The organism is Streptomyces sp. Y309 (assembly GCF_056712025.1).
Window position 1 is genome coordinate 8,170,161 of record NZ_CM160048.1, and the last position, 24,046, is coordinate 8,194,206.

General features: G+C 72.8%; 18 protein-coding genes. 14 read left to right on the forward strand and 4 right to left on the reverse strand.

What is annotated here, in order from left to right:
- Window positions 1-205: 205 nt before the first annotated feature.
- Entirely contained in the window at window positions 206-1,330 is a 1,125-nt protein-coding gene (locus tag AC0KTA_RS34150; protein ID WP_481052053.1) for an amidinotransferase, read from the reverse strand.
- 122 nt (window positions 1,331-1,452) lie between these two features.
- On the reverse strand, window positions 1,453-4,299 hold the full coding sequence (locus AC0KTA_RS34155; RefSeq protein WP_481052054.1) for a beta-L-arabinofuranosidase domain-containing protein: 2,847 nt from the start codon (window positions 4,297-4,299) through the stop codon (window positions 1,453-1,455).
- Between the two features lie 223 nt (window positions 4,300-4,522).
- Here AC0KTA_RS34155 and AC0KTA_RS34160 point away from each other — a divergent pair, with 223 nt between their 5' ends.
- From AC0KTA_RS34160 to AC0KTA_RS34190, 7 genes are all read left to right on the forward strand, one after another.
- The gene (locus AC0KTA_RS34160; protein ID WP_481052055.1) at window positions 4,523-6,565 is read left to right on the forward strand and encodes a pectinesterase family protein; all 2,043 of its coding nucleotides are present in this window, start codon (window positions 4,523-4,525) and stop codon (window positions 6,563-6,565) included.
- 250 nt (window positions 6,566-6,815) lie between these two features.
- Complete coding sequence (locus AC0KTA_RS34165) at window positions 6,816-8,309, forward strand: ABC transporter substrate-binding protein (RefSeq protein ID WP_481052056.1); 1,494 nt, start codon at window positions 6,816-6,818, stop codon at window positions 8,307-8,309.
- A 71-nt stretch (window positions 8,310-8,380) separates the two neighbouring features.
- Complete coding sequence (locus AC0KTA_RS34170; RefSeq protein WP_481056664.1) at window positions 8,381-10,153, forward strand: ABC transporter permease subunit; 1,773 nt, start codon at window positions 8,381-8,383, stop codon at window positions 10,151-10,153.
- Window positions 10,150-10,350, forward strand: coding sequence for a hypothetical protein (locus tag AC0KTA_RS34175; protein ID WP_481052057.1), 201 nt, complete (start codon window positions 10,150-10,152; stop codon window positions 10,348-10,350). The genes AC0KTA_RS34170 and AC0KTA_RS34175 overlap by 4 nt, the downstream gene beginning before the upstream one ends.
- Complete coding sequence (locus tag AC0KTA_RS34180; protein ID WP_481052058.1) at window positions 10,347-11,390, forward strand: ABC transporter ATP-binding protein; 1,044 nt, start codon at window positions 10,347-10,349, stop codon at window positions 11,388-11,390. Before AC0KTA_RS34175 ends, AC0KTA_RS34180 begins: the two co-directional genes overlap by 4 nt.
- On the forward strand, window positions 11,387-12,142 hold the full coding sequence (locus tag AC0KTA_RS34185) for an ATP-binding cassette domain-containing protein (RefSeq protein WP_481052059.1): 756 nt from the start codon (window positions 11,387-11,389) through the stop codon (window positions 12,140-12,142). Before AC0KTA_RS34180 ends, AC0KTA_RS34185 begins: the two co-directional genes overlap by 4 nt.
- Window positions 12,143-12,183: 41 nt before the next feature.
- Entirely contained in the window at window positions 12,184-13,521 is a 1,338-nt protein-coding gene (locus tag AC0KTA_RS34190; RefSeq protein WP_481052060.1) for an MDR family MFS transporter, read from the forward strand.
- A 19-nt stretch (window positions 13,522-13,540) separates the two neighbouring features.
- Here AC0KTA_RS34190 and AC0KTA_RS34195 read toward each other — a convergent pair whose 3' ends face one another.
- A complete protein-coding gene (locus AC0KTA_RS34195; protein ID WP_481052061.1) occupies window positions 13,541-14,818 on the reverse strand; it encodes an FAD-binding protein in 1,278 nt (425 codons plus the stop codon).
- 242 nt (window positions 14,819-15,060) lie between these two features.
- Here AC0KTA_RS34195 and AC0KTA_RS34200 point away from each other — a divergent pair, with 242 nt between their 5' ends.
- From AC0KTA_RS34200 to AC0KTA_RS34225, 6 genes are all read left to right on the forward strand, one after another.
- Entirely contained in the window at window positions 15,061-16,467 is a 1,407-nt protein-coding gene (locus AC0KTA_RS34200; protein ID WP_481052062.1) for an MFS transporter, read from the forward strand.
- Complete coding sequence (locus AC0KTA_RS34205; protein WP_481052063.1) at window positions 16,464-17,558, forward strand: glycoside hydrolase family 43 protein; 1,095 nt, start codon at window positions 16,464-16,466, stop codon at window positions 17,556-17,558. Before AC0KTA_RS34200 ends, AC0KTA_RS34205 begins: the two co-directional genes overlap by 4 nt.
- 170 nt (window positions 17,559-17,728) lie before the next feature.
- Window positions 17,729-19,138 (forward strand): cellulase family glycosylhydrolase, encoded by a 1,410-nt coding sequence (locus AC0KTA_RS34210; RefSeq protein ID WP_481052064.1) that lies wholly within the window; start codon window positions 17,729-17,731, stop codon window positions 19,136-19,138.
- A gap of 74 nt (window positions 19,139-19,212) precedes the next feature.
- Window positions 19,213-20,715, forward strand: a complete 1,503-nt coding sequence (gene arfA / locus AC0KTA_RS34215; RefSeq protein ID WP_481052065.1) for an arabinosylfuranosidase ArfA — start codon at window positions 19,213-19,215, stop codon at window positions 20,713-20,715.
- 172 nt (window positions 20,716-20,887) lie between these two features.
- On the forward strand, window positions 20,888-22,261 hold the full coding sequence (locus tag AC0KTA_RS34220) for a rhodanese-like domain-containing protein (RefSeq protein WP_481052066.1): 1,374 nt from the start codon (window positions 20,888-20,890) through the stop codon (window positions 22,259-22,261).
- Between the two features lie 21 nt (window positions 22,262-22,282).
- On the forward strand, window positions 22,283-23,059 hold the full coding sequence (locus AC0KTA_RS34225) for a sulfite exporter TauE/SafE family protein (RefSeq protein ID WP_481052067.1): 777 nt from the start codon (window positions 22,283-22,285) through the stop codon (window positions 23,057-23,059).
- A gap of 61 nt (window positions 23,060-23,120) precedes the next feature.
- Here AC0KTA_RS34225 and AC0KTA_RS34230 read toward each other — a convergent pair whose 3' ends face one another.
- Window positions 23,121-23,402 (reverse strand): metal-sensitive transcriptional regulator, encoded by a 282-nt coding sequence (locus AC0KTA_RS34230; protein WP_481056665.1) that lies wholly within the window; start codon window positions 23,400-23,402, stop codon window positions 23,121-23,123.
- A gap of 76 nt (window positions 23,403-23,478) precedes the next feature.
- Between AC0KTA_RS34230 and AC0KTA_RS34235 the strand changes: the two genes are divergently transcribed.
- Window positions 23,479-24,042 carry a rhodanese-like domain-containing protein gene (locus AC0KTA_RS34235; RefSeq protein WP_481052068.1) on the forward strand — a complete coding sequence of 188 codons (564 nt, stop codon included), beginning with the start codon at window positions 23,479-23,481 and terminating at the stop codon, window positions 24,040-24,042.
- Window positions 24,043-24,046: the final 4 nt, after the last annotated feature.

The following is a 24,046-nucleotide window of genomic DNA, read 5'->3' on the forward strand; positions in this document are numbered from 1 at the left end:
CGGATCGGAGACGGATCGGTCGCGATGTCGAACGCCTTGCGGTCTTTCGGACAGACGACTCTAGCCCGTGCCCTTCAAGGTTCAACTGCGCCTGTTCAGCCAGGAGTTGAGGCGTAATCAGTCACATGTGGCGACTTTCGTCGCGGCGGCAACTCGGGTCGGCCCGGCGGCGACCGGAGGTGGGGAGGTGTGTGCCCGTGACGGTTCAGTCGAAGTACGACTCGAGCGTGCCGCGGCGCCGGACGTCGAGGGTCGCGCAGTGGAACGAGCCGCCGAACGGTGCGTAGTGCAGCAGGTTGCAGGGGATCGGCTCGAACCCCCAGCCCTCGAGCGCGCGCAGCATGTCGGTGTGGTGCCGCTCCGCGATCACCCGTTTCTCGTCGACCATGAGGACGTTCATGCTGAGCCACTTGCCGCACATCGAGGTCACCTTGAGCACGTTCTCGTCGATCGGGTTGGGCTCGGGGGCGACCAGGACGTCCCAGGACCTCAGGACGTCGGGCAGGTGGTCGACGTCGACGTACTCGGGGTTGACGAGGACCTTGCCGGGCGCGAGCGGGAGGAAGGTCGTGTCGATGTGCATGGGGGTGCGGCAGCGGCTCTCGATCTCGTGGATGCGGAAGCCGGGGCCGAGATGGCGGCGCAGCCAGTCGATGCCCATGCGGTTGGTGACGTTGCTCCGCTGGACGAACAGGTCGCGTCCCGCGCGCACGAAGTCCGCCGCGTCGAAGACCGGCTCGAACTCGGTGGTGATGTAGCGCGGGGGCTCGCCCACCTCCGGAGGTGAGTAATCCTCCTCGAACAGGGCGTCGGTGAGCTGAGGCCTGGGCGCCGCGGTCCAGCGCGCGCCGCGCCGGAAGTAGTCCTTGAGGAGCGGGCGATAGGCGTGGTTCTCGAAATACCGGCACGGCCATGCCATGGGCGTTTCGATGATCTCGTCACCGATCACGAGCATGCTGTCGCGCGGACAGGCGTTGCAGAAGCCGTGCGACGACCAGTCGGGCGTGCCGAAACTCGCCTTGTGATCGATGACGTCCGGGCGGGTGACCGTGATGCCGAGGGAATGCAGGAGGGTGATGAACTCGTCCAGTTCCCGCTGTGCCGGTTCGACGAGCAGGGCCGGATACCGGAAGCCGGCGGCGAACCCCTGCAGCCGCGCCGCCCATGCCGGAATGTTGCAGGCCACGACGGGATGGCTGGAGGGGATCGTCGCGCCGTCGAGACGTCCGACGACGACCTCCTCCAGCGGGTCCCACTCGTTGTGCGAGTTGACCGGGGAAACGAGCCGTTCCGCGCTGTTGTCCGTCGCGTCCGATGCCGCCGACTTCACGTGTAGACCACCACATTGCTTCGATTGCGGAACTCTTTAACTTTCTGTGCCCGCAACTTTACTTAAGGTGGTCTCGCCCTGTCGATTGCGGCGCATATGTCAGGCCGTATATGTCACGTCCGTCACGGCGTATATGTCGCGTCCTTCGCCGTCCGCACCACCTTCTGGCCGTCCGCGCGGCTGAGCCGGCCGGCGGCCACCCAGGCGTTCACCGTGGACTCCACGCGCTCGACGAGCGCGCCCTTGTTCTTGAAGGGCGCGCCCGCCCAGATCTCGTCGAGCAGGGTGGTGCCGTCGGGCCCGGCCGGGTTGGCGACGCCGGAGTCCGTCGTGCCGAAGACGACCGTGGGCTCGGTCCGCTGGAAGTAGGCGTGCGTCGGGTCCTCGGTGCCTTCGTGGAAGGGGGCCAACTCGACGCCGTCGAGCCGGTAGTGGAGGGGCTTGCCGGAGACCGGGGTCAGGGAGGGGAGCAGGTCGCCGGAGAGGGCGGCGTTGCGGTAGAGCCCGAAGCGGAGGAAGGTCCTGCGGCTGTCGCGGGCCACGAGGTTGACCGGGCCGTAGAACAGCGTCTGGATCTCCGGCTTGTCGAGGGCTTTTTCGGCGCGCAGCCGGAAGGGGATGGAGACGCGCACTGTGTCGCCGTCGCGCCAGGTCCGCGACACGGAGTAGTAGCTGCCGGGCGCGGGATCGCCCTTCGTCCTCCTGCCGTTGACGGTCACGGTGAAGCCGCTCGTCGCCCAGGCCGGTACGCGCAGCCGCAGCTCGAAGGCCGCGCGGCCGCCCCGGACCGTGAGCGTGCTGCCCTGCTCCCTCGGGTAGTCGGTGGTCTGGGTGACGGTGACGCCCTTCTCGGCCCAGGTCAGCGTGGCGGGGCTGTAGAGGTTGACGTACAGGGCGGAGCCGTCGGCCTGCTGGAAGTAGACGGAGTCCTGGTACTTGGTGGCGCTCTCCAGGCCGGTGCCCTCGCAGCAGGTCGTGCCCTGCTTGGGCGTGTAGTCGCGCACATGGCCTGGCGACAGGCCGATGAAGTAGGTCACCAGCGGCTTCTCGGCGTCCGCCCGGTCCTGCTTGGAGCCGAGGACCTGGTTGTACAGGGCCCGTTCGTAGTAGTCCATGTACGCCGGGTCCTGCTCGTGGAAGAACAGCGTCCGGCTCAGTTTGAGCAGGTTGTACGCGCAGCAGGACTCGGCGGTGCTGTCGCCGAGCGTGCCCGCGATGACGCCGCGCGCCTTGAAGAACTCGCCCTGGCTGGTGCCGCCGATGCCGTACATGCGCGTCGGCACGACCATGCCCCAGAAGTTCTTCGCGGCGGTGAGATAGCGCTTCTCGCCCGTCTCGTCGTACAGCCGCAGGAGCCCGGTGAAGATGGGGATGTGCTGGTTGGCGTGCAGCCCGTCGAGGATGTCGGTGCCCGCGGCGCACGCGTCGATGAGCTTGTCGAGGTCGAAGAGGCGGGCGAGCGCCAGGTGTTGGGCCTTGCCGGTGATCGTGTGCAGGTCGCAGATCGCCTCGACGATGCCGCCGAACTCGCCGCTGGAGAAGAGGCCCCACATGCGCTGCCGGGTGCTGTCGGGCAGCTTGGACAGCCGCGCGTGCATCCAGTCGCACATGCCCGACGCGAGGTCGAGCGCGCGCTCGTCGCCGACGTGGACATACGCGTCGAGGACGCCGCGCAGGATCTTGTGCGCGGTGTAGTACGGCGCCCACACCACGTGGTAGTCGGAGCTCGTCATCGACTCCAGGGTGATGAACTGCGTCTCCGGGTACGCCGCGAGGAAGCCGGGGTGGCTGGGCCCGCCCCAGGTGCGGCGCAGCGTGGCGTGCCGGTTGCGGCCGGAGGCGTCGGCGAGGCGTCCGCCGCCGGTCTCGTCACAGGCGTACGACGCCAGGTCGCCGCGCCCGGCCGACGACTGGGCGGCCGACTTGCCCTGCAACTCCGTGAGTTCGGCGGCGGACAGTGCCCGCGACCAGAGGTTGACCTCGTCGAAGGCACCGGCGAAGACGGGGTCGGCGGGGAAGGCGGACCGGCCGAGCCAGTGGTGCTTCAGGGCGCCGAGCGCCGCCGGATCGAGCGTCATCGCCGTGTTCGCCGCGACCGCGGTGCCGTTGACGTAGAGGGTCCCGGTGGTGCCCTTGAGGGTCACCGCCACATGGCTCCACTTGTCCAGCGGCAGCGGGGCGGTGCCGTCGACGGCCTGCTCGCCGCCGGGGCCGCTGGTCGTGAGGGCGAAGCGGGGGACGCCGTCGGCGTTGCGGGCGGCCAGGTAGAGGTAGCGGGTGGTGCCGTCGCCGCAGTCGAGGATCCGGGTCCAGTCGGCGTCGTGGGCGGGCTTCACCCAGGCCGAGACGGTGACGGCCGTGACGCCGCCGAGAACGCCGTCCGGCAGGTCGACGTACTGGTAGGAACCCCGGACGTTCTCGACGGCGGTGCCGAACTTCCCCGGGACGTCGAGCACTTCGGGGTCGCGGCGCAGCGCCGCCCGCACCTCCGTCAGCGCCCCGATCATGGAGCGCACCTTCTCCGCGTACGCCTTCTCGCCCGTGCTCGCGTACGCCTGGGACAGCATGGTCAGGAAGTGGCCGGTGTAGTGGCCGCGGAGGTTTCCGTTCGCCTCGCCGTCCAGGCCCTCCCAGCCGCCGGGGGCCACCGCGCCCCGGGTGGAGAGCCCGGCGTTGGCACGGAAGACCTGGAGCAGCCGGTCCACGTCGTAGCCCCGGCCGTGGTCCAGGATCAGCGCGCGCTTGCCGGCGAACACGCCCTTGTGCAGCGTCACGTCCTTGAGCGCGAAGGGCCGCGCCGTCCAGGCGGACGGGGCGGCGGGGGCGGCGCCCGCCGCGCGCACGCGGGGCGCGGACCGTTCGGCGGCGGCCGCCGGGCCCCCGGCGAGGGAGGAGAGCGCGGGTGCCGCCGCCGCGAGGGCCGCGGCACGGAGGACGGCTCGTCTGGCGGGTGTGGGGGCGGGTGCCATGGGGCCTCGTTCCTCTGAGGGTGAATGTTCGGTATCTCGGACATAGTTCGGGGTGTCGACCAGACGCTAGGAGCGCGATGACGGCACGTCAATCCCTGTGCGGGCAAAGGCGGAAGGGGCCGTCCCGGCCGGCCGGTGAGAGGACCGGCAACCATCCGGCGCCCGGCGGCAACTGCCCAGCGCACGGCACACCCGCTATCGACCAGGGCAGATGAGGCAAGTGATGGCAATGAAGGACAGGGCGCGACACCGCAGGCGCAGGCTCGGCCTGGCCGTCGGTATCACGGTGGTCATGGCCGCCGTCGGAGGGCTGACGTACGGCGTGACCTTCGGGGCGTCCGGCGCGGACGCACGGCCGAAGGCGGACGCCCCGTCATGGGCCGCAGCGGAGGCCGACGGATTCGCGTCCGTCGACGCCCTCGGCCAGAAGGGCACGTACGGCGGACGCGACGGCAGGACGGTCACCGTGCGGACGCTCGCGGAGCTCGAGAAGTACGCGACCGCCCCGGAGCCGTACGTCATCGTCGTCGACGGCGCGATCACGATGAACCCGGTGGGCAAGGAGATCAAGGTCGCCTCGGACAAGACGATCGTGGGCGCGGGGACCAAGGGCCACATCGTCGGGGGCGGCTTCTTCCTCGGCAAGGGCGTCCACAACGTGATCATCAGGAATCTGACGATCCGTGACTCCTACCAGGGCGTGTGGAACGACAAGGACCACGACTTCGACGCCGTGCAGATGGACGGCGCCCACCATGTGTGGATCGACCACAACGACCTGCGGCACATGGCGGACGGGCTGATCGACGTCCGCAAGGACAGCACGTACGTGACGGTGTCCTGGAACAAGCTGAGCGACAACAACAAGACGTTCGGCATCGGCTGGACCGAGAACGTCGAGACCGACATCACGATCCACCACAACTGGATCCGCGAGACCGAGCAGCGCAACCCGTCCACCGACAACGCCGCCCACGCGCACCTGTACAACAACTTCCTGGAGGACGCCCCGAAGACGGACATCACGTCCTCGTACGGCAACTACGCGCGCGGCGGCACGAAGATGGTCCTGGAGAACAGCTTCTTCCAGGGCATCAGGAACCCCGTCATCAAGGACAGCGGCGCGGCCCTCGTCCAGCGCGGCAGCGTGTTCTCCGGCACCAGCGGGCGCAACGAGAGTGGGGGCACCGCCTTCGACCCGAAGACGTACTACGCCTACCGCCTCGACAAGGCGGCGGACGTGCCGGCGCTCCTCAAGTCCGGTACCGGGCCGCGCAGTTCGATCGGTACGGCGGCCACCGCCGAGGCGGCCAGGACCCTCACCGTCGCCAAGGACGGCAGCGGCCAGTACAAGACTGTGCAGGCCGCCGTGAACGCCGTACCGGCGAACAACCCGTCGAGGGTCGTCATCGAGGTCAAGCCCGGCACGTACCGCGAAACCGTCAAGGTCCCGGCGAACAAGCCGCACGTGACGATCCAGGGGACCGGCGCGAGCGGCAAGGACACCGTGATCGTCTACAACAACGCGGCCGGTACGCCGAAGCCGGACGGCTCGGGGACCTACGGCACCTCGGGCAGCGCCACCGTCGCCGTCGAGGCCGACGACTTCCAGGCCCGCAACCTCACCTTCTCCAACGACTTCGACGAGAAGGCCCACCAGGACCTGAAGGGACACCAGGCGGTGGCGCTGCGCACCGCCGCCGACAAGGTCCTGCTGCACTCCGTGATCGTCACGGGCGACCAGGACACCCTGCTCCTGGACACCGCCGCCAAGGACAGGCTCGGCCGGGTCTACGTCCGCGACTCCAACGTCGTGGGCAACGTCGACTTCGTCTTCGGGCGGGCCACCGCCGTGCTCGACCGCTCGGTGATCACCTTGAAGAAGCGCTGGGACGGCAGTTCGCAGGGGTACGTCACCGCCCCGAGCACGGCGGCGGGCCGCAGGGGCTTCCTCGTCACCCGCTCCACCGTCACGGGCGACGTGTCGGCGCGCACCTTCCACCTCGGCCGCCCCTGGCACGCGGGCGGCGACGCGTCCCTCGACCCGCAGACGACCGTCCGCGAGTCCACCCTCGGCGCGGCGGTCAGGCCCGGTCCGTGGACGGACATGGGCGGCTTCTCCTGGAAGGACGACCGCTTCGCCGAGTACCGCAACACCGGTCCCGGCTCCGGTCCGGCGGGCGCCGACCGCCCGCACCTGAGCGACGCGCAGGCCGCCGACCAGGAGGTCGGCGACTGGCTGGGCGACTGGAAGCCCGGGGTCTGACCGGGGCCCGCAGGGGGCGAGTGCGCCGGAGAGGCCCCGCGTGGGCGGGCCTCTCCGGCGCGGCTTCCAAGATCTCTACCGTTAGTGAAAACGATTGTCATGCTGATACGGTTGAAGCGTCAAGGAAACGCAAAGCCGTCCCCCTCGTCCCAGGGCACCGCCATGCCCTTTTCGCCCCGCTCTCCTGCCCCGCTCCCTTCGCCCCGTCTCTCTGCCCCGCTCCCTTCGCCCCGTCCCCGGAAGAAGTGCCGTGCGCCTCCGTAAGACCCTGCCTCCCGCCGCGCTCGCCGTCGCCTGCGCGCTCACCCTCAGCGGCTGCTTCGCCGCGAGCTCGTCCGACGGCGCCACGTCCTCGGACGACAAGCGCGTACGCGTCGCGATGATGAACCCGCCCCGCTCCGGCCTCTCCCCGCTCAGCGACGACGCGTTCAAGCTGTCGCGCTGGTCCACCGCCGAGACGCTCGTCACCCTGGACAAGGAGGGCGACGCCAGGCCCGCGCTCGCCACCCGGTGGAAGCGCGTGAACGACAAGACGTGGGCCTTCACCGTCCGCGGCGGCGTGACCTTCCACGACGGGACGCCGCTCACCGCGCAGGCCGTGGTGCGCTCCCTCACCAAGGCCGCCGGGGCCGCGCCCAAGCCGCGCATCCTCGACGGCGTCGACTTCAAGGCCGAGGCCAAGGGCGACACCGTCACCGTCACCACCGGCGAGCCCGACCCGCTCGTGCCGCAGCGGCTGTCCTCGCCGCAGCTGTCGGTCCTCGCCGCCAAGGCGTACCGGGGCAAGACGGTCGACCCGCGCGGAGCGGGCACCGGCGCCTTCGTCCTGAAGCAGGTCGAGGGCACCTCGTCGGCGCGCCTCGACCGCAATGAGGAGTACTGGGGCGGTCGCGCCAAGGCCGCCGGGATCGACGTCACGTTCGTCCCGGACGGCGCCGCGCGCGCCGCGGCCCTGCGCGGCGGCGACGCCGACATCGTCGAGGCGATCCCGGTCTCGCAGGCGTCCCTCCTGAAGGAGGACCAGATATCCGAGGTGCCGATGCCGCGCACCAACACCCTGTACCTGAACACCGACAAGGGCGTCTTCAAGGACCCCGGGCAGCGGGCCGCCGCCCGCGCCGCCATCGACGCCAAGGCCCTCGTCAAGGGCATCTACGAAGGCCGCGCCGACGTCGCCGAAGGCCTGCTCGGGCCCGCCCTGCCCTGGGCCGCCGAGCGCGCCGGACGCACCGACGCGGCCAAGCCCGCGAAGTCGTCGGGCAAGACCGTCACCATCGGCACCTTCACCGACCGGGCCGAACTGCCCGAGGTCGCCGCCGCCCTCCAGCAGCAGCTGAAGGACGCCGGGTTCAAGGTGAAGCTCGAAGTGCGCGAGTACGCCAACATCGAAGCGGACGCCCTCGCGGGCAAGTTCGACGCGTTCATCCTCTCCCGCGCCACCGTCATCGACTCCGGCGACCCGGCCGCGTACCTGCGCAGCGACTTCGCGGGCGACGGCTCCTTCAACATCTCCCAGCTCGCCGACCCGGGCGTGGACAAGGCCGTCCACACCGCCGAGGAGACCGCGTCCGGCGCCGCGCGCCGCGCCGCCGTGCTCAAGGCCGAGACCGCCGTGCTCAACACCGACGCGGCGATCCCGATGCTGCACGAGCGCGTGATCCAGGGCGACGCCACGAACGTCGTGGGCTCGACCAAGGACCCGCGCGAGCGCGAGCTGATCACGCTCGACACGTACGTCAAGTGAAGGCCCGCACAGGCCCGGCGGGGCGCCGTCCGCGGCGTCCGCGCCGTCTTATCCGGTCTCCGCGCCGACTGATCCGACCCCCGCTGAGGGCGGGCCTCGCCCGGGCCGCCGCCCTCGCCGTCGTCGTCGCCACCGTCGGCCTGCTGCCGTGGCTCTCCGGCCGGGACCCGGCGCTCACCGTGCTGCGCGCCCGCTCCGCCGAACAGGAGCCCACCGCCGAGGCGTTGGCCGCCGTCCGCCGCGACCTCGGCCTGGACGCCGGGCCGCTCGCCCTGCTCACCGACTGGGCGGGCGGCCTCCTCCGCGGCGACCTCGGCACCTCCTGGGTCTCCGGGGCCGACGTGCTGCCGTCCGTGCTCTCCGGGCTCGGCGTCTCGCTGACGCTCATGGCCGCCTCGCTCACCGTGGCGGTGCTCATCGCGTGCACGCTGTGCGCGCCCACCTTGGTGCGCGGGGCGCGCGGCACGCTGCGCGGCGGTGGCGGTGCGGTGGCGGCGATGCTGGCCGCCGTGCCCGAATTCCTGCTCGCCACCGTGCTGTTGATCGTGCTCGGCGTGTGGTGGGGCCTGCTTCCGGTCTCCGGCTGGGAGGGCCCCGCGCACCTGGTCCTGCCCGCACTCGCGATGGGTGTCCCCGCGGGCGGGCTCCTCGGCAGGCTCGTGGACGACGCGCTGCCCGCGGTGTTCCGCGAGCGCTGGACGGACGTGTGGCGCGCCTCCGGCGTGAGCCGGGTCCGCGTGGTGGCCGCCGCCCTGCGGCGCGCCCTGCCCGCGCTCGTCCCGCAGGTGGGCCTGGTGGCCGTCGGGCTCACCGGCGGGGCCGTCGCCGTCGAGACGGTCTTCGCCGTGCCGGGCCTCGGCCGCACCGCGCTGGGCGCCGCCAAGTCCCAGGACCTGCCGCTGCTCCAGGGCGCGGTGCTCGCCCTGCTGCTCCTGGCCCTTGCGGCGGGCGGCTGCGCGGCGCTCGTACGGGCGTGGCTGTTCGGCGCGGCGCTCAAGGGCTCGGCGCTCGCGCTGCCTCCGCCGCCCCCGGGGCGCGTGCGCGCCTGGGTTCCCGCCACGCTCGGCGCGGCTCTCGCGCTGGTCATCGGCGGGGGACTGCTGCGCGATCCGTACGCCGTCGACACCACCCTGCGGCTCGCCGGACCCTCCGCCGCGCATCCGCTCGGCACCGACGCGCTCGGCCGTGACGTCCTCGCCCGGCTCGGCCACGGCGCCGCGAGCACCGTCGGCGTGGCGCTCGCCGTGTGTGCCGTCTCCTTCCTGCTCGCGCTCGCGATCGGGTTCCTGCCGCACGCCGGGGCGGGTCTCGCCGACATCGCCAACGCGCTGCCGCCCGTCATCGTCGGCGTCCTCGTCGCCGCCCTCACCGGGCCGAGCACCTTCGGCGCGTCCCTAGCGGTGGCGCTCATCTCCTGGCCGCCGCTGGCCGCGCACGCCGCCGCCCTGGTCCAGGAGACGCGCGCGGGCGCCCATGTGACGGCGCTGCGCGCCATCGGAGCCGGGCCGGGTTGGATCCTCACGCGGCACGTCCTGCCCGCGGTGGCGGGCCCGGTCGCCCGGCACGCGGTCCTGCGTCTGCCCGGCGTCGCCCTCGCCCTCGCCGCGCTCGGCTTCCTCGGCCTAGGCGCGCAGCCGCCCGCCCCCGAGTGGGGACTGCTGCTCGACGAATCCCGTCTGTACGTCGAGCGCGCACCCCTCGCCGCCCTCGCCCCGGCCGCCGCACTGGCCCTCCTGGCGTCCCTAGCGGTGACCCTGGCGGGCCTGCGCCCACGCACCCGCCGCGCCCACGCCACCGTGCCCGCACCACCCCGCTCCGCCGAACTCACGGAGGTGGCCGGGTGACTTGCTCCACGACCTTCGTCCCGCCCGTGCCGGTGGTCCGCGATCTGGTGGTTTCCGTCGGCATGGTGGCCGCGGTGCGTGGTGTGTCCTTGGGCGTGTGTCCCGGGCGGCTTGCAGCCGTGGTCGATCTGCCCCCGCGCGCCCACGCCGCCGCGCCCGCACTCCGTCCCGTCGAACTCACGGAGGTGGCCGGGTGACTTGTTCCACGACCCTCGCCTCGCCCGTGCTGGCCGTGCGCGATCTGGTGGTCTCCGTCGGCACCGTGTCCGCGGTGCGGGGCGTGTCCTTCGATGTCCGCGCCGGGCAGGCGACCGCTCTGGTCGGGGAGTCGGGTGCGGGCAAGTCGCTGACGGCCAAGGCGATTCTGGGGCTGCCGCCGCACGGTGCTCGCGTGTCCGGCAGCGTACGGCTCGACGGCGAGGAGATCGCCGGGGCCGGGGCTGACGTGTACCGGCGGCTGTGGGGCCGGCGTCTCGCGTACGTCCCGCAGGACGCGCTCGCCGTGCTCAGCCCCGTGCATCCGGTCGGCGACCAACTCGCCGCCGCCGTACGCTCCGTGGCCCGCGTCTCCCGCGCCGAGGCCCGGCGCCGGGCGGTCGCGGCCCTGGACGGCGTCGGCATCGCGGACGCCGCGCGGCGGGCCCGCGCCCTGCCCCACGAGTTCTCCGGCGGCATGCGGCAGCGCGCCGTGATCGCCATGGCCCTGGTCAACGGACCCGGCCTGATCGTCGCCGACGAACCCACCACCGCCCTCGACCCCCGGGTCCGCGAGCAGATCCTCGGCGTGCTGACGGAGTCGCGCAAGGCCACGGGCGCGGCGCTGCTCCTGGTCACCCACGACCTGGACCTCGCGGCCGCGCACGCCGATCGCGCGGTGGTCCTGTACGCGGGCCGCGTGACCGAATCCGGCCCGGCGCGGCGGGTGTTCGGCGAACCGCGCTCGCCGTACACGGCGGGCCTGGTGGCGTCGCTGCCACCGGCGCCGGACGACGACACCTCCCTGCCCCCGGCCGGTCCCCGCGGGCGGCTCCCCGCCATCGGGGGGAGCCCGCCCGCACCGGACGACCTGCCGCCGGGATGCGCCTTCGCGCCCCGCTGCCCGCTCGCCGCGCCGGTGTGCCGGGACACGGAACCCCCGCTCACCGGCACCGAGGACGAGCACACCGTCGCCTGCCACCGCGCGGCGGACCTGCCCGTGCCCGCCACCGCCCTCTTCGCCGGGAAGGCCGCCTCGTGAACCCCCTCCTCGACGTCACCGACCTCGTCGTGCGCTACGGCGACCGCACCGCCGTCGACCACGTCTCCTTCCACATCGACGCGGGCGAAACCCTCGCGCTCATCGGCGAGTCGGGCTGCGGCAAGTCGTCCACGGCCCTCGCCGTGCTCGGCCTGCTCCGGCCGGAGCGCGGCAGCAGCGTCAGGTTCGCCGGGCAGGAGCTCACCGCACTGCGCGGTCGTCAATTGCGGGAGCTGCGCACCGAGTTCCAGCCCGTCTTCCAGGACCCCTACGCCTCGCTCGACCCGCGCGCCCGCATCGGCGACGCCATCACCGAGCCGCTGCGAGTGCACCGCAGGCCGGTGGCCGGACGCGCCGCCGAGCTGATGGAACTCGTCGGGCTCGACCCCGCGTACGCGTCCCGGCGGCCCCACGAACTGTCCGGCGGCCAGTGCCAGCGCGCCGGCATCGCGCGGGCCCTGGCCCTCGAACCCCGGCTGCTCGTCCTGGACGAGCCGGTGTCCGCGCTCGACCCGTCCGTCCGCTCCGGCATCGTCAACCTCCTCACCGACCTCCAGGACCGGCTCGGCCTCGGCTACCTGTTCATCTGCCACGACCTGGCCCTCGTACGGCACACCGCGCACCGGGTCGCCGTCATGTCGGCGGGCCGGATCGTCGAGACGGCACCCGTGCGCGAACTCTTCGCCGCGCCCCGGGAACCGGACACACGCGACCTCCTGGCCGCCGCCCACCAGCGCCACCCCGCCCGCTGACCTCCACGCCCCCACGCCCCCACACCCCCAGAGCCGCCCCCATGCCCACCGCCGCTTCCGCCCGCTCCGACCGCACCCCACGCACGTGTGCCCGCCTGGTGCGTACGCTGCCCGCCCTGCCCCGGCTCCTGATCGTCACCCAGTGCGCCTTCAACATCGGCTTCTTCGCCGTCCTGCCGTATCTCGCCGACCACCTCGGCGGTGCCCTCGGTCTCGCCGGGTGGACGGTGGGCCTGGTCCTGGGTCTGCGCACGTTCAGCCAGCAGGGGCTGTTCGTCGTCGGCGGGGCGCTCACCGACCGGTACGGCCCCCGCCCCGTCGTGCTCGTCGGCTGCGCGCTGCGCGTCGCCGGGTTCGCCTGGCTGGCCTTCGCCGACGCGACCTGGTCCGTCATCGGGTCGGTGCTCCTCGTGGGGTTCGCCGCGGCGCTGTTCTCGCCCGCCGTCGAGACCGAGATGGCCCGCCAGGCCGTACGTCACGAAGAGGCCACCGGCATCGACCGCGCCCGGGTGCTCGGCCTGTTCTCCGCGGGCGGCCAGGCCGGGGCGCTGATCGGGCCCGTCGTCGGCGCGGCCCTGCTCGCGGGAGGGTTCCGGGCGGCGTGCCTCGCGGGGGCGGCGGTGTTCGTGCTGGTCCTCGCCGCGCACTGGCGGCTCATGCCGGACACGAAGGCCTACGACTCGAAGGCTCAGGGCATGAAGGCCCAGGGCATGAAGGCCCAGGGCACGAAGGCCCAGGACGCGCACGCCGGGACGTCGGATGCCGGGACGCCCCGTTCCGGACTGCGCGACAGCGCCCGGCAGTTGGTGCGCCACCGCGCCTTCCTCTCCCTGTGCCTCGCGTACAGCACCTACCTCCTGGCGTACAACCAGCTCTATCTCGCCCTGCCCGCCGAACTGGACCGCTCCCTCGGCTCGCAGGCCGCGCTCGGCTGGCTCTTCGCGCTCTCCTCCGCCCTGGTCGTCGTCGGCCAACTGCCGCTCGCGCGCTGGGTGTCGGCGCGCCTTTCGCACCCGGCGGCCCTGCGCTGCGGCCTGCTGGTGATCGCCGCCTCCTTCGCCGCGGCCGGGGCGCTGCTCCCGGTGGGCGGCATCGTCCCGGCCGTGACGTTCGTGGTGCTGCTGACCCTGGGACAGATGCTGGTGGTACCGGCCGCGCGGGCCTGGCTGCCCGACCTGGTGGCGGACCACCGGCTCGGGTTCTTCATGGGTGCGCTGTCCTCGCTGTCCGGCGTCGTGGTCCTCGTGGGCGGCGCGCCCGCGGGCGCGCTCCTGGAGCGGGGCGGCGCGCTGCCGTGGGCCGCCCTCGCGGCGGTGCCGCTGCTCGGCCTCGTCGCGGTGGGCCGGGCGGCGCGGCGGGGGAGCGGTCTCGGCCGGTGAGGATGCCGCGTACGAAGGATCAGCCGGTGAGGACCCCGCGTACGAAGGAGTTGCGGAACTTCCCCGCGGGATCCAGCGTGTCCGCGAGGGCCGCGAAGGCGCCCAACTGCGGGTAGCGGACGCGGAGTTCGGCGGGTGCAACAGTGAACACCTTGCCCCAGTGCGGACGCGGCGCGAACGGCGCCAGGCGCTCCTCGATCCGGGACACCACGGGGAGCACCGCCGCCGCGTCCGGCACCCAGGTGAAGTGGAACGCCACGGTGTCGCGGTCGTACGCCGGGCTCAGCCACTGGCTGTCGGCGGCGACCGTACGCACCTCGCAGACCAGCAGGACGGGCGCGATCGCGGCGCGGAGCGCGTCGAGGGCGGCTAGGGCGTCGAGCGCGTGCTCGCGCGGCAGCAGGTACTCCGACTGGAGCTCGGCGCCGCTGCTGGGCGTGAACTCGGGCCGGAAGTGCGGCAGCCGCTCGTGCCAGGGGCCCGGCACGCCCAACTGCCGTGTGCAGTTCGCCGCCGGCATGCCCGGCACGGGGTGGTGCGGCGCGGTCGCGGGCGCCGCCCAGGGGAAGTCCACCGGCTGCCCGGCCCGCTGCTTGAGCCACACCTGCGTGAAGCGCGGCCCGCGCCAGTCCGTGAAGAGGCTCACGCTGTACGCGGCCGACGTCACCGCCGCGAAGTCCAGGCCCGCCAGCGGCAGTTCGGTGAACACGTGCTGGCTCACCTCGAAGCCCGGCACCAGGTCGAGGGTGAGCGCGGTGACGACGCCGAGCGCGCCGAGCGCGACCACCCCGCCGTCGAAGCCGGCGTCGCCCCGGCGCAGGGTGCGGACCGTGCCGTCCGCGGTGACCAGCTCCACGGTGCGCACGGCCGCGGACAGGGGCTGGTTGGCGTTGCCCGAGCCGTGGGTGCCGGTGGCGACCGAGCCCGCCACCGAAATGTGCGGCAGTGAGGCCATGTTGGGCAGCGCGAGGCCGTGCGCGTGGACGTGCCGGGCCAGTTCGGCGTACCGCACCCCGCCCCCGACGCGCACGGTGCGCGTCTGCGGGTCGACGTCCACGGACGGCGGCAGCGCCGCCAGCGAGACCAGCGCGGCCCCGCCCGAGGCGTCCGGGTCGGTGTCGGCGATCCGGTTGAACGAGTGCCCGCTGCCGAGGACCCGCACCTGGGCACTGCCCGCGACCAGCGCGCGCAGCTCGTCCAGGCTGCCGGGACGGTGCGCCGCACCCGCCGAGAAGGTGATGTTCCCCGCCCAGTTGGTCACGGACCCGCTCGCGGGCCGGGCCTCCGTGCTGCTCATCCGCGCCGCCGCCTTCCGTCGTCCGTCATGGGGGCCTCAGGGTGGCACGTCCGCGGCCCGCGGCGGCAGGGGCGACAGAAGTCCGTGCCGCAGGTGCGACAGAAGTCCGTCCCGACCCGTTGACCTCCTCGTAACACGCCCTTACCGTTTCCGCGTTCGACATAACAGATGTCGTCCGAAATACCGAACCGCCGAAGCGTGGAACCACTGCTGTCATGGCACGAGCGTGAGGGGACGCACGCATGGAACGCGGAGCCCTGGGCGACGAGTTGAACGACGAGCGCCTGCGCGGAGCCCTGCGCGCCACCGCGTGGCGGCTGCTTCCGTTCCTCGGCCTGCTGTATGTGATCGCCTACATCGACCGCTCGAACGTCGGCTTCGCCAAGCTGGAGCTCCAGGCCGAACTCGGCGTCAGCGCCACCGCGTTCACCCTCGGCCAGGTCTTCTTCTTCACCGCGTACGCGATCTTCGAGGTGCCCAGCAATCTGATGCTGCACCGCGTGGGCGCCCACCGCTGGATCGCGCGGATCCTGATCACCTGGGGCCTGGTGACCGTCGCGACCACGCTGGCGCACAGCACCTGGCAGTTCTACCTCGCCCGGTTCGCGCTCGGCGCCGCCGAGGCGGGGTTCTTCCCCGGGGTGCTCTACTACCTCTCCCAGTGGTTCCCCGGCAGCCGACGCGGGCGCGCCATCGGGGTGTTCATGCTCGCGGCGCCCGTCTCCTTCATCCTCGGCAACCCGCTCATGGGGCTCCTCATGGACCTCGACGGGACGTGGGGGCTCGACGGCTGGCAGTGGGTGTTCCTCGTCACCGGCATTCCGGCGGTCCTCGTCGCGCCGCTCGTCCTCGTCCTGCTGCCCAGCGGCCCGGCCCGGGCCCGCTGGCTCAGCCCCGACCAGCGGCGCTCGCTGGCCGACGCGCTCGCCGCCGACCAGGAGCGGGCGGGGGAGCAGCCGCGGCACACCCTCGCCGTCCTCCGCGACCGGCGGGTGCTCGTGGCCGCGCTGTTCTTCCTGGCCTTCCCGCTGTCCACGTACGGCCTGTCCTTCTGGCTGCCCACCATCATCGACGGATTCGGCGACCTGACGGGCACGCAAGTCGGCCTGGTCTCCGCCATCCCGTACGTCTGCGTCGCCGTCGGGCTCGTCGTCGTGCCCCGGCTCGTGGCCCGCCACGACACCCCGTACACCTGGATCGCGGCCATGCTGGGCCTGACCGTCGCCGGGTTCACCGTCGCCGCGGCCTTCGGCTCGCCCGTCGTCCAGATGCTCGGCCTGTGCGCCGCGGCCGTCGGCGGCTACGCGGCCCAGCCCGCCTTCTGGGCGCTCATCCCGCGCTTCCTCACCGGCGCGGCCGCCGCTGCGGGCATCGCCGCCGTCAACGCCGTCGGCAACCTCGGCGGCGGCTTCGGCCCGCTCGGGATCGCCGCCGTCGTCGACTCCACCGGCAGCGCGCTCACCGGCCTCCTGTTCCTGCTCGCGGTCGCCGTGCTCGGCCTCGCCGCCGTGCCGGTGCTGCGCGGCGCGCTCCTCACGTCCACCACGGCCGCCCCTTCGGACACCTCTGCTCAGCCCACTCAGGATCAGTCCACAAAGGATCAGCCCACTCAGGATCAGTCCACTCAGGAAAGGCAGACCTCTCCATGAACCGCAACGAACTCCCCGGCCGCAGAACTCTGTTGAAGGGCACCCTGGCCGCCGGAGCCGCGACCGTCGGCACGCTGGCCCTGGGACAGGGAACCGCCCGCGCCGCCACGCCCGACGCCGCCAAGGCCGCCCCCGGCACCAACCCCCTCGTCCGCAACCGCGCCGACCCGCACGTCCACCGCCACACCGACGGCCGCTACTACTTCACCGCCACCGCGCCCGAGTACGACCGCATCATCCTGCGCCGCTCCCGCACCCTGACCGGCATCGCCACCGCCGAAGAGGCCGTCGTCTGGCGGCGGCACACCAGCGGCGACATGGCCGCGCACATCTGGGCGCCGGAGATCCACCACATCGACGGCAAGTGGTACCTCTACTTCGCCGCCGCGCCCGCGAACGACGTGTGGAAGATCCGCATGTGGGTCCTGGAGAACGCCCACCGCGACCCCTTCAAGGGCACCTGGGTCGAGAAGGGGCGGATCACCACCGCCTGGGACACCTTCTCGCTGGACGCCACCACGTTCACGTACGGCGGATCGCGCTACCTCGCCTGGGCCCAGAAGGAGCCCGGCGTGGACCACAACAGCGCCGTCTTCCTCTCCAAGATGGCCAACCCCTGGACGCTGACGGGCCCTCAAGTACGGCTCACCACACCCGAGTACGACTGGGAGTGCATCGGCTTCAAGGTGAACGAGGGCGCCTCGTTCCTCCAGCGCAACGGCCGCGTCTTCATGACGTACTCCGCGAGCGCCACCGACGCCAACTACTGCATGGGGCTGCTCACCGCCACGGCGGGCAGCGACCTGCTGAACCCGAAGTCCTGGACCAAGTCGCCGAAGCCGGTCTTCACCAGCAACGACACCACCAAGCAGTACGGGCCGGGCCACAACTCCTTCGCCGTCGCCGAGGACGGCCGGACCGACGTCCTCGTCTACCACGCACGCCAGTACAAGGAGATCGTCGGCGACCCGCTGAACGACCCCAACCGCCACACCCGCGTCCAGCGCCTCGGCTGGAAGCCGGACGGCACCCCGGACTTCGGCGTCCCGGTGGCGGACGGGCCGATTCCCGGCCTGCGGCGGCCGATGTGAGCGGCGACTAGCACCGCGCGGTGAGCCGTCGCGCCCTGCGCCCGGCTCACCCGCAGGTCGCTCGTCCCTTCGTCCGAAGGGTTGACGTGCCCCTGGCATGGTGACTTCATGGGAGCGCTCCCATGTTTCTTCCGACACGCAAGCTTCTGACGCTCACTCCTGGAGTCGCAGTGAGGACAACAAGAAGCACGACAAGAGGCACGACAAGAGGCACGACAAGAAGCGCGACGCGGAACAGCCCCGTCGCCGCCCTGCTGACCGCACTGGTCACCCTCATCGGGCTCATCGGCATCGGCGCCCTGGGCGCCACCGCCGCCCAAGCCCAGGCCGAGCCGCCCGGCGCCCGCGCCCCCGGCCTCCACATCAGCGACGGCCGCCTGGTCGAAAGCAACGGCAACGACTTCGTCATGCGGGGCGTCAACCACGCCCACACCTGGTACCCGGGGGAGACCCGGTCGCTGGCCGACATCAAGGCGTTCGGCGCCAATACCGTCCGCGTCGTCCTCTCCAACGGCCACCGCTGGACCAAGAACAGCGCCGAGGACGTGGCCCGGGTCATCGACCAGTGCAAGGCCAACCGGCTCATCTGCGTCCTGGAGGTGCACGACACCACCGGCTACGGCGAGGAGGCCGCGGCCGCCACGCTCGACCAGGCAGCCGACTACTGGATCGGCCTGAAGGACGTACTCGCCGGCCAAGAGAACTACGTCATCGTCAACATCGGGAATGAGCCCTGGGGCAACACCGACCCCGCGGGCTGGACCGAGCCCACCGTCGCCGCCGTCAAGAAGCTGCGCGGCGCCGGATTCGAGCACACGATCATGGTGGACGCGCCCAACTGGGGCCAGGACTGGCAAGGCGTCATGCGCGCCAACGCCAAGGCCGTGTACGACGCCGACCCCACCGGGGACCTGATCTTCTCGATCCACATGTACAGCGTCTACGACACCGCGCAGAAGGTGACCGACTACCTGAACGCCTTCGTCGGCGCCGAACTGCCCCTCCTCATCGGGGAGTTCGGCGGTCCGCCCGACCAGTACGGCGACCCGCACGAGGACGCCATGATGGCGGCCGCCGAGCAGCTGAAGCTCGGCTACCTGGCCTGGTCCTGGAGCGGCAACACCGACCCGATCCTCGACCTGGCCGTCGACTTCGACCCCGAGCGGCTCAGCTCCTGGGGCGAGCGCGTCTTCAACGGCGCCAACGGCATCGTCCAGACCTCGAAGGAAGCCACCATCTACGGCGGCGGCACGCCGGGCGCGGGCTGCTCCGTCGGCTACCGCGTCGTCAACGAGTGGGCGAGCGGCTTCCAGGCCGAGATCACCCTCCGCAACACCGGCTCCGCCACCCTCAGCGGCTGGTCGCTCGCCTTCGCCTTCGCCGACGGCCAGCGGGTCACCACCATGTGGGGAGGCACCCCGAGCCAGGACGGCGGCAAGGTGAGCGTCGCCCCCGCCTCCTACACCGCCACCGTCCCCGCCGGGGGCTCGGTCACCGTCGGCTTCACCGCCGCCAAGGGCGCCACCAACACGGCCCCGACCGCCTTCACCCTCAACGGCACCCCCTGCGCCACCACCTGACCCGGCCGCCCCGCCGACCGGCAGGGACACGAGCGGCGCGGCTGGGCCATCCGACCCGCCACGGAAGGAACCGCATGACCACCCGCGCCGCCCGCTTCACCCTCGATCCCGCGTTCACCGTCGGCACGGTCGATCCGCGCCTCTTCGGAACCTTCGTCGAGCACCTCGGCCGCTGCGTGTACACGGGCATCCACGAGCCCGGGCACCCGGCCGCCGACGCGGACGGACTGCGTACCGACGTACTGGAGTTGGTCCAGGAGCTCGGTGTGACCGTGATCCGGTATCCGGGCGGGAACTTCGTGTCCGGATACCGGTGGGAGGACGGCGTCGGGCCGGTGGCCGGCCGGCCCCGGCGGCTCGACCTGGCCTGGCGCTCGACGGAGAGCAACCGCTTCGGGCTCGGTGAGTTCATGGCCTTCGTACGGAAGACGGGCGCGGAGCCGATGGTGGCGCTCAACCTCGGGACGCGCGGGGTGACGGAGGCGCTGGACCTCGTGGAGTACGCCAACCACCCCGGCGGCACGGAACTGTCCGAGCGGCGCGTCGCGCACGGCGACGACGAGCCGTTCGGCATCCGCCTGTGGTGCCTCGGCAACGAGATGGACGGCCCGTGGCAGACCGGCCACAAGACGGCCGGCGAGTACGGCAGGCTGGCGGCCGAAACCGCCCGCGCCCTGCGCCAGTTCGACCCCGGACTCACCCTCGTCGCCTGCGGCAGCTCGAACCGGAGCATGCCCACGTTCGCGGCCTGGGAGGCCACCGTCCTCGCCGAGACCTACGACCTCGTCGACCTGGTCTCCCTGCACGCCTACTACGAGGAGACCGACGGCGACCGCGACTCCTTCCTCGCCGCCGCCGTCGACATGGAGAGCGCCATCGAAGCCGTCGTCGCCACCTGCGACCACGTCGGCGCCCGCCTGAAGTCCGCGAAGAAGATCAACCTCTCCTTCGACGAGTGGAACGTCTGGTACCAGCGCCGCTCCGACCCGCACCCGGTCGAGGACTGGCAGGAGGCGCCCCGGCTCCTGGAGGACGTCTACACGGTCACCGACGCCGTCGTCGTCGGCTCGCTCCTCATCGCCCTGCTGCGGCACGCGGACCGGGTGGCCGTCGCCTGCCTCGCCCAGCTCGTCAACGTGATCGCCCCGATCATGACCGAACCCGGCGGTCCCGCCTGGCGGCAGACCACGTTCTTCCCCTTCGCCCAGGCCTCGCGGCACGGCCGGGGCGAGGTCCTGGACGTCCGGGTGGACTCCCCGACGTACCCGACGGCGCGGTTCGGCGAGGTGGCGCTGCTACACGCGACCGCCGTCCGCGGCGAGGACGGCACCGTCACGGTCTTCGCGGTCAACCGGGACCAACGGGCGGCGCTGCCCCTCGACATCGCCCTGCGCGGCCTCGACCTCACGCGGGTGGTCGCGCACACGGCCCTCGCCGACCCGGACCCCGACGCGAGGAACACGCCCGACGACCCCGAGCGGGTGACCCCGCACCCGGTGACCGGTGCGGAGATCGCCGCGGGGGTGCTGCACGCCGTTCTGGAACCGCTGTCCTGGAACGTGATCCGGCTCGCCTGAGCCCCACACGCCGCTCGCCTGAGCCTCACAGGCCGCTCGGCAGGCGGGCCAGGGCGGCCGGGGGAGCGCCCAGGGGAAAGAACCGCGCCAACCTCCCGCGCGGCCGGAGTCGAAAATACCCCCCTGGGTATTTTCCCGGGTACCCGGTACCTCCGCGCGGGAAGGAGCCGCCGTGTTCGTCGTCGACACCCTGGAATTCCCGGTCCTGGGCAACCACAGCTACCTGGCCTCAGGGCCCCGCACCGCCGTCGCGGTCGACCCGCCGCGCGACATCGACCAGGTCGTCGCGGTGGCGGCCCGCCGCGGCGTGCGGATCGCGTACGTCGCCGAGACCCACGTCCACAACGACTACGTGAGCGGCGGCCTGGCGCTGGCCCGCCTGACCGGCGCGCGCTATCTGGTCCCGGCCGGGGCCGCCGTGTCGTTCCCGCGTACCCCGGTCACCGACGGCGACACGGTCGCCGTCGACGAGGACCTGGTCCTTCGGGCGCTCGCCACGCCCGGCCACACCCCGCACCACACCGCGTACGTCCTGGAGGACGGCGGCAGCCCGGTGGCGGCGTTCACCGGCGGCTCGCTCCTGATCGGCGCGGTGGGGCGGCCCGACCTGGTCGAGCCGCGGCTCACCGGGCAACTCGCCCGCGCCCAGCACGCGTCCGCGCACCGGCTCGCGGACGCGCTCGACGACGCGGTGCGGCTGCTTCCCACGCACGGCTTCGGCAGCTTCTGCGCGTCCGGCCAGGGGCAGGGCGAGTGGACGACCGTCGGCGCCGAGCGCGCGGCCAACGCCGCGCTCACCAAGGACGTGGACGCGTTCGTCGCCGAGCTGCTCGCCGGTCTCGACGACGTGCCCGCGTACTACGCGCACATGGGCCCCGCCAACGCCGCGGGCCCCGCCCCCGTCGACCTGACCCCGCCGGAGCCCGCGGGCGCCGGACGGATCGCCGCCCGGCTCGCGGCCGGGGAGTGGGTGGTGGACCTGCGCCACCGCATGGCCTTCGCCGCCGGGCACGTCCCGGGCACCTTCAACTTCGAAGCCGAGGGCAAGCTCGCGACCTACCTGGCGTGGCTCCTGCCCTGGGGCAAGCCGGTCACCCTGCTCGCCGAAACGCCCGCCCAACTGGCCGACGCCCAGCGGGAGCTGGTGCGGGTCGGCATCGACCGCCCGGCCGCCGCCGCGAGCGGCGACCCGCGCGCGTGGGTGCGGCCGGGCGAGCGGCTCACGTCCAGCGGGTGCGCCACCTTCGCCGACCTCGCCACGGCCCGCGCCGAGCGGAACGACGTGGTGGTGCTCGACGTACGCCGTGACTCCGAGCGCCGCAACGGATACGTCGCCGACTCCGTGCACATCCCGGTCCAGGACCTGCACGACCGGGCCGGCGAGGTGCCCGGCGGCGAGGTGTGGGTGCACTGCGCCAGCGGCACGCGCGCGACGATCGGCGCCTCCCTGCTGGACGCCGTCGGCCGCGACGTGACGGCCGTCGACGACCACTTCGACGCCGCGGAGCGCGCGGGACTCACCGTCCACCGGCCGGCGCCACGCTGACCCGGGCCGCCGGACCCGCACGTGAGTGCCCTGGTCCTCGCCCTGATCGCCGGTGCCGTGGTCGGCCTGGCGCTCGGCGCGCTCGGGGGCGGCGGGAGCGTCCTCGCCGTCCCCGCGCTGATCTATCTGCTGGGCTTCACCCCGGCCGCCGCCACGACCGCCAGTCTGCTGATCGTCACCGTCACCTCGGCGAGCGCGCTGTACGCCCACGCCCGCGCGGGCCACGTCCGCTGGCGCGCCGGGGCCCTGTTCGCCCTGGCGGGCATCCCGCCCGCGGCGGCGGCCGGAGCGGCGGCGGGGCGGCTGCCGCAGGCGGTCCTCACCGCCGCGTTCGCCGCCGTCGCCGCCCTCGCCGGGGTACGGATGCTGCGGCCGGGCCGGACGGACGCCGAGGACGCGGACGCGGCGGGCGCGGTGCGGCCGGGCCGGGCGGCCGGTGCGGGGGCCGGGCTCGGCGCGCTGACCGGGCTGCTCGGCGTCGGCGGGGGCTTTCTTGTCGTGCCCGCACTGGTCACCGTGCTCGCCTTCGAGATGCGGGCGGCGACCGGGACCAGCCTGCTCGTCATCGCGGCCAACTCCCTTGCCGCGCTGGCCACCCGGGGCGGCACCACGGCGGGCCTCGACTGGGGCGTGATCGCGCCGTTCACCGGCGCGGCGATCCTCGGCGCCCGGGACGGCAAACGCCTCGCGTCCCGGCTCTCCGGCGCCCGGCTGCGGCGCGCGTTCGCCGTCGTGCTGCTCGCGGTGTCCGCCGGGATGCTCGTCGACGTGTCCGTCGCCCTGCTCGTACGACGATGAGCGCCCGCACGCCGTACCCCCCCTCCGGAGGCCGGGGGCGAGCCCTCACGCCAAGGAGCCCTCACGCCAAGGACAGGAACAGCTTCTCCAGGCGGGCCCGCATCCGGTCCCTGTCCCCGCTCTCCGCGAGCTCCGCGTCCGCCAGGCAGTGCTGGAGCCCCGTCGCGATGATCGCGAAGCCCGCCTTGTCCAACGCCCGTGAGGCGGCGGCGAGTTGGGTGACCACGTCCTCGCAGTCCCGCCCCTCCTCGATCATCCTGATCACTCCGGCGATCTGCCCCTGCGCCCGGCGCAGCCGGTTGACCACGGTCTTCAGCTCATCGGCCGCCATCGCCATGTCCACGAGCAACTCCTTCGGCATACCCCTGCGGGTATCTTAGGGAGGTGGTGTACGCAGCAACGAGAGAAGGAACCCCGTGATGGCCCCGCCCGAGCTCACTGCCGACCAGGCCCAGAACCGTCTGCACGAGCTGACCGTCGTCGACGTACGCACGCCCGGAGAGTTCGCGTCCGGACATCTGCCCGGTGCCCACAACGTGCCGCTCGACCACCTGCCGCGCGCCCTGCCCGCGCTCAAGGCCGCGGCAGGACGGCGTGACCTGCTGCTCGTGTGTGCCTCCGGAGCGCGCTCGGCCACCGCCCGCGCCACCCTCGCCGAACACGGCGTCACCGCCGCCACGTTGACCGGCGGCACGGCCGCGTGGCTGCGCGACGGACACGACGTCGACCGGCCCGAAGGAACCCGCGCCACCTGGGCGATGGAGCGTCAGGTCCGCCTCGCCGCAGGCTCCTTGGTGCTCGTCGGCCTCGCGGCCGGGCGGCGCTGGCCGCGTGCCCGTGTGCTGTCCGCCGCGATCGCCTCGGGCCTCGTCTTCGCGGCCGTCACCGACACCTGCGGCATGGCCCGTGTCCTGTCCCGCCTGCCCCACAACCAGCCGCGCGGCGCCGACTTGGACGCCACGCTCGCCGCCCTGAACGACTGAGCGC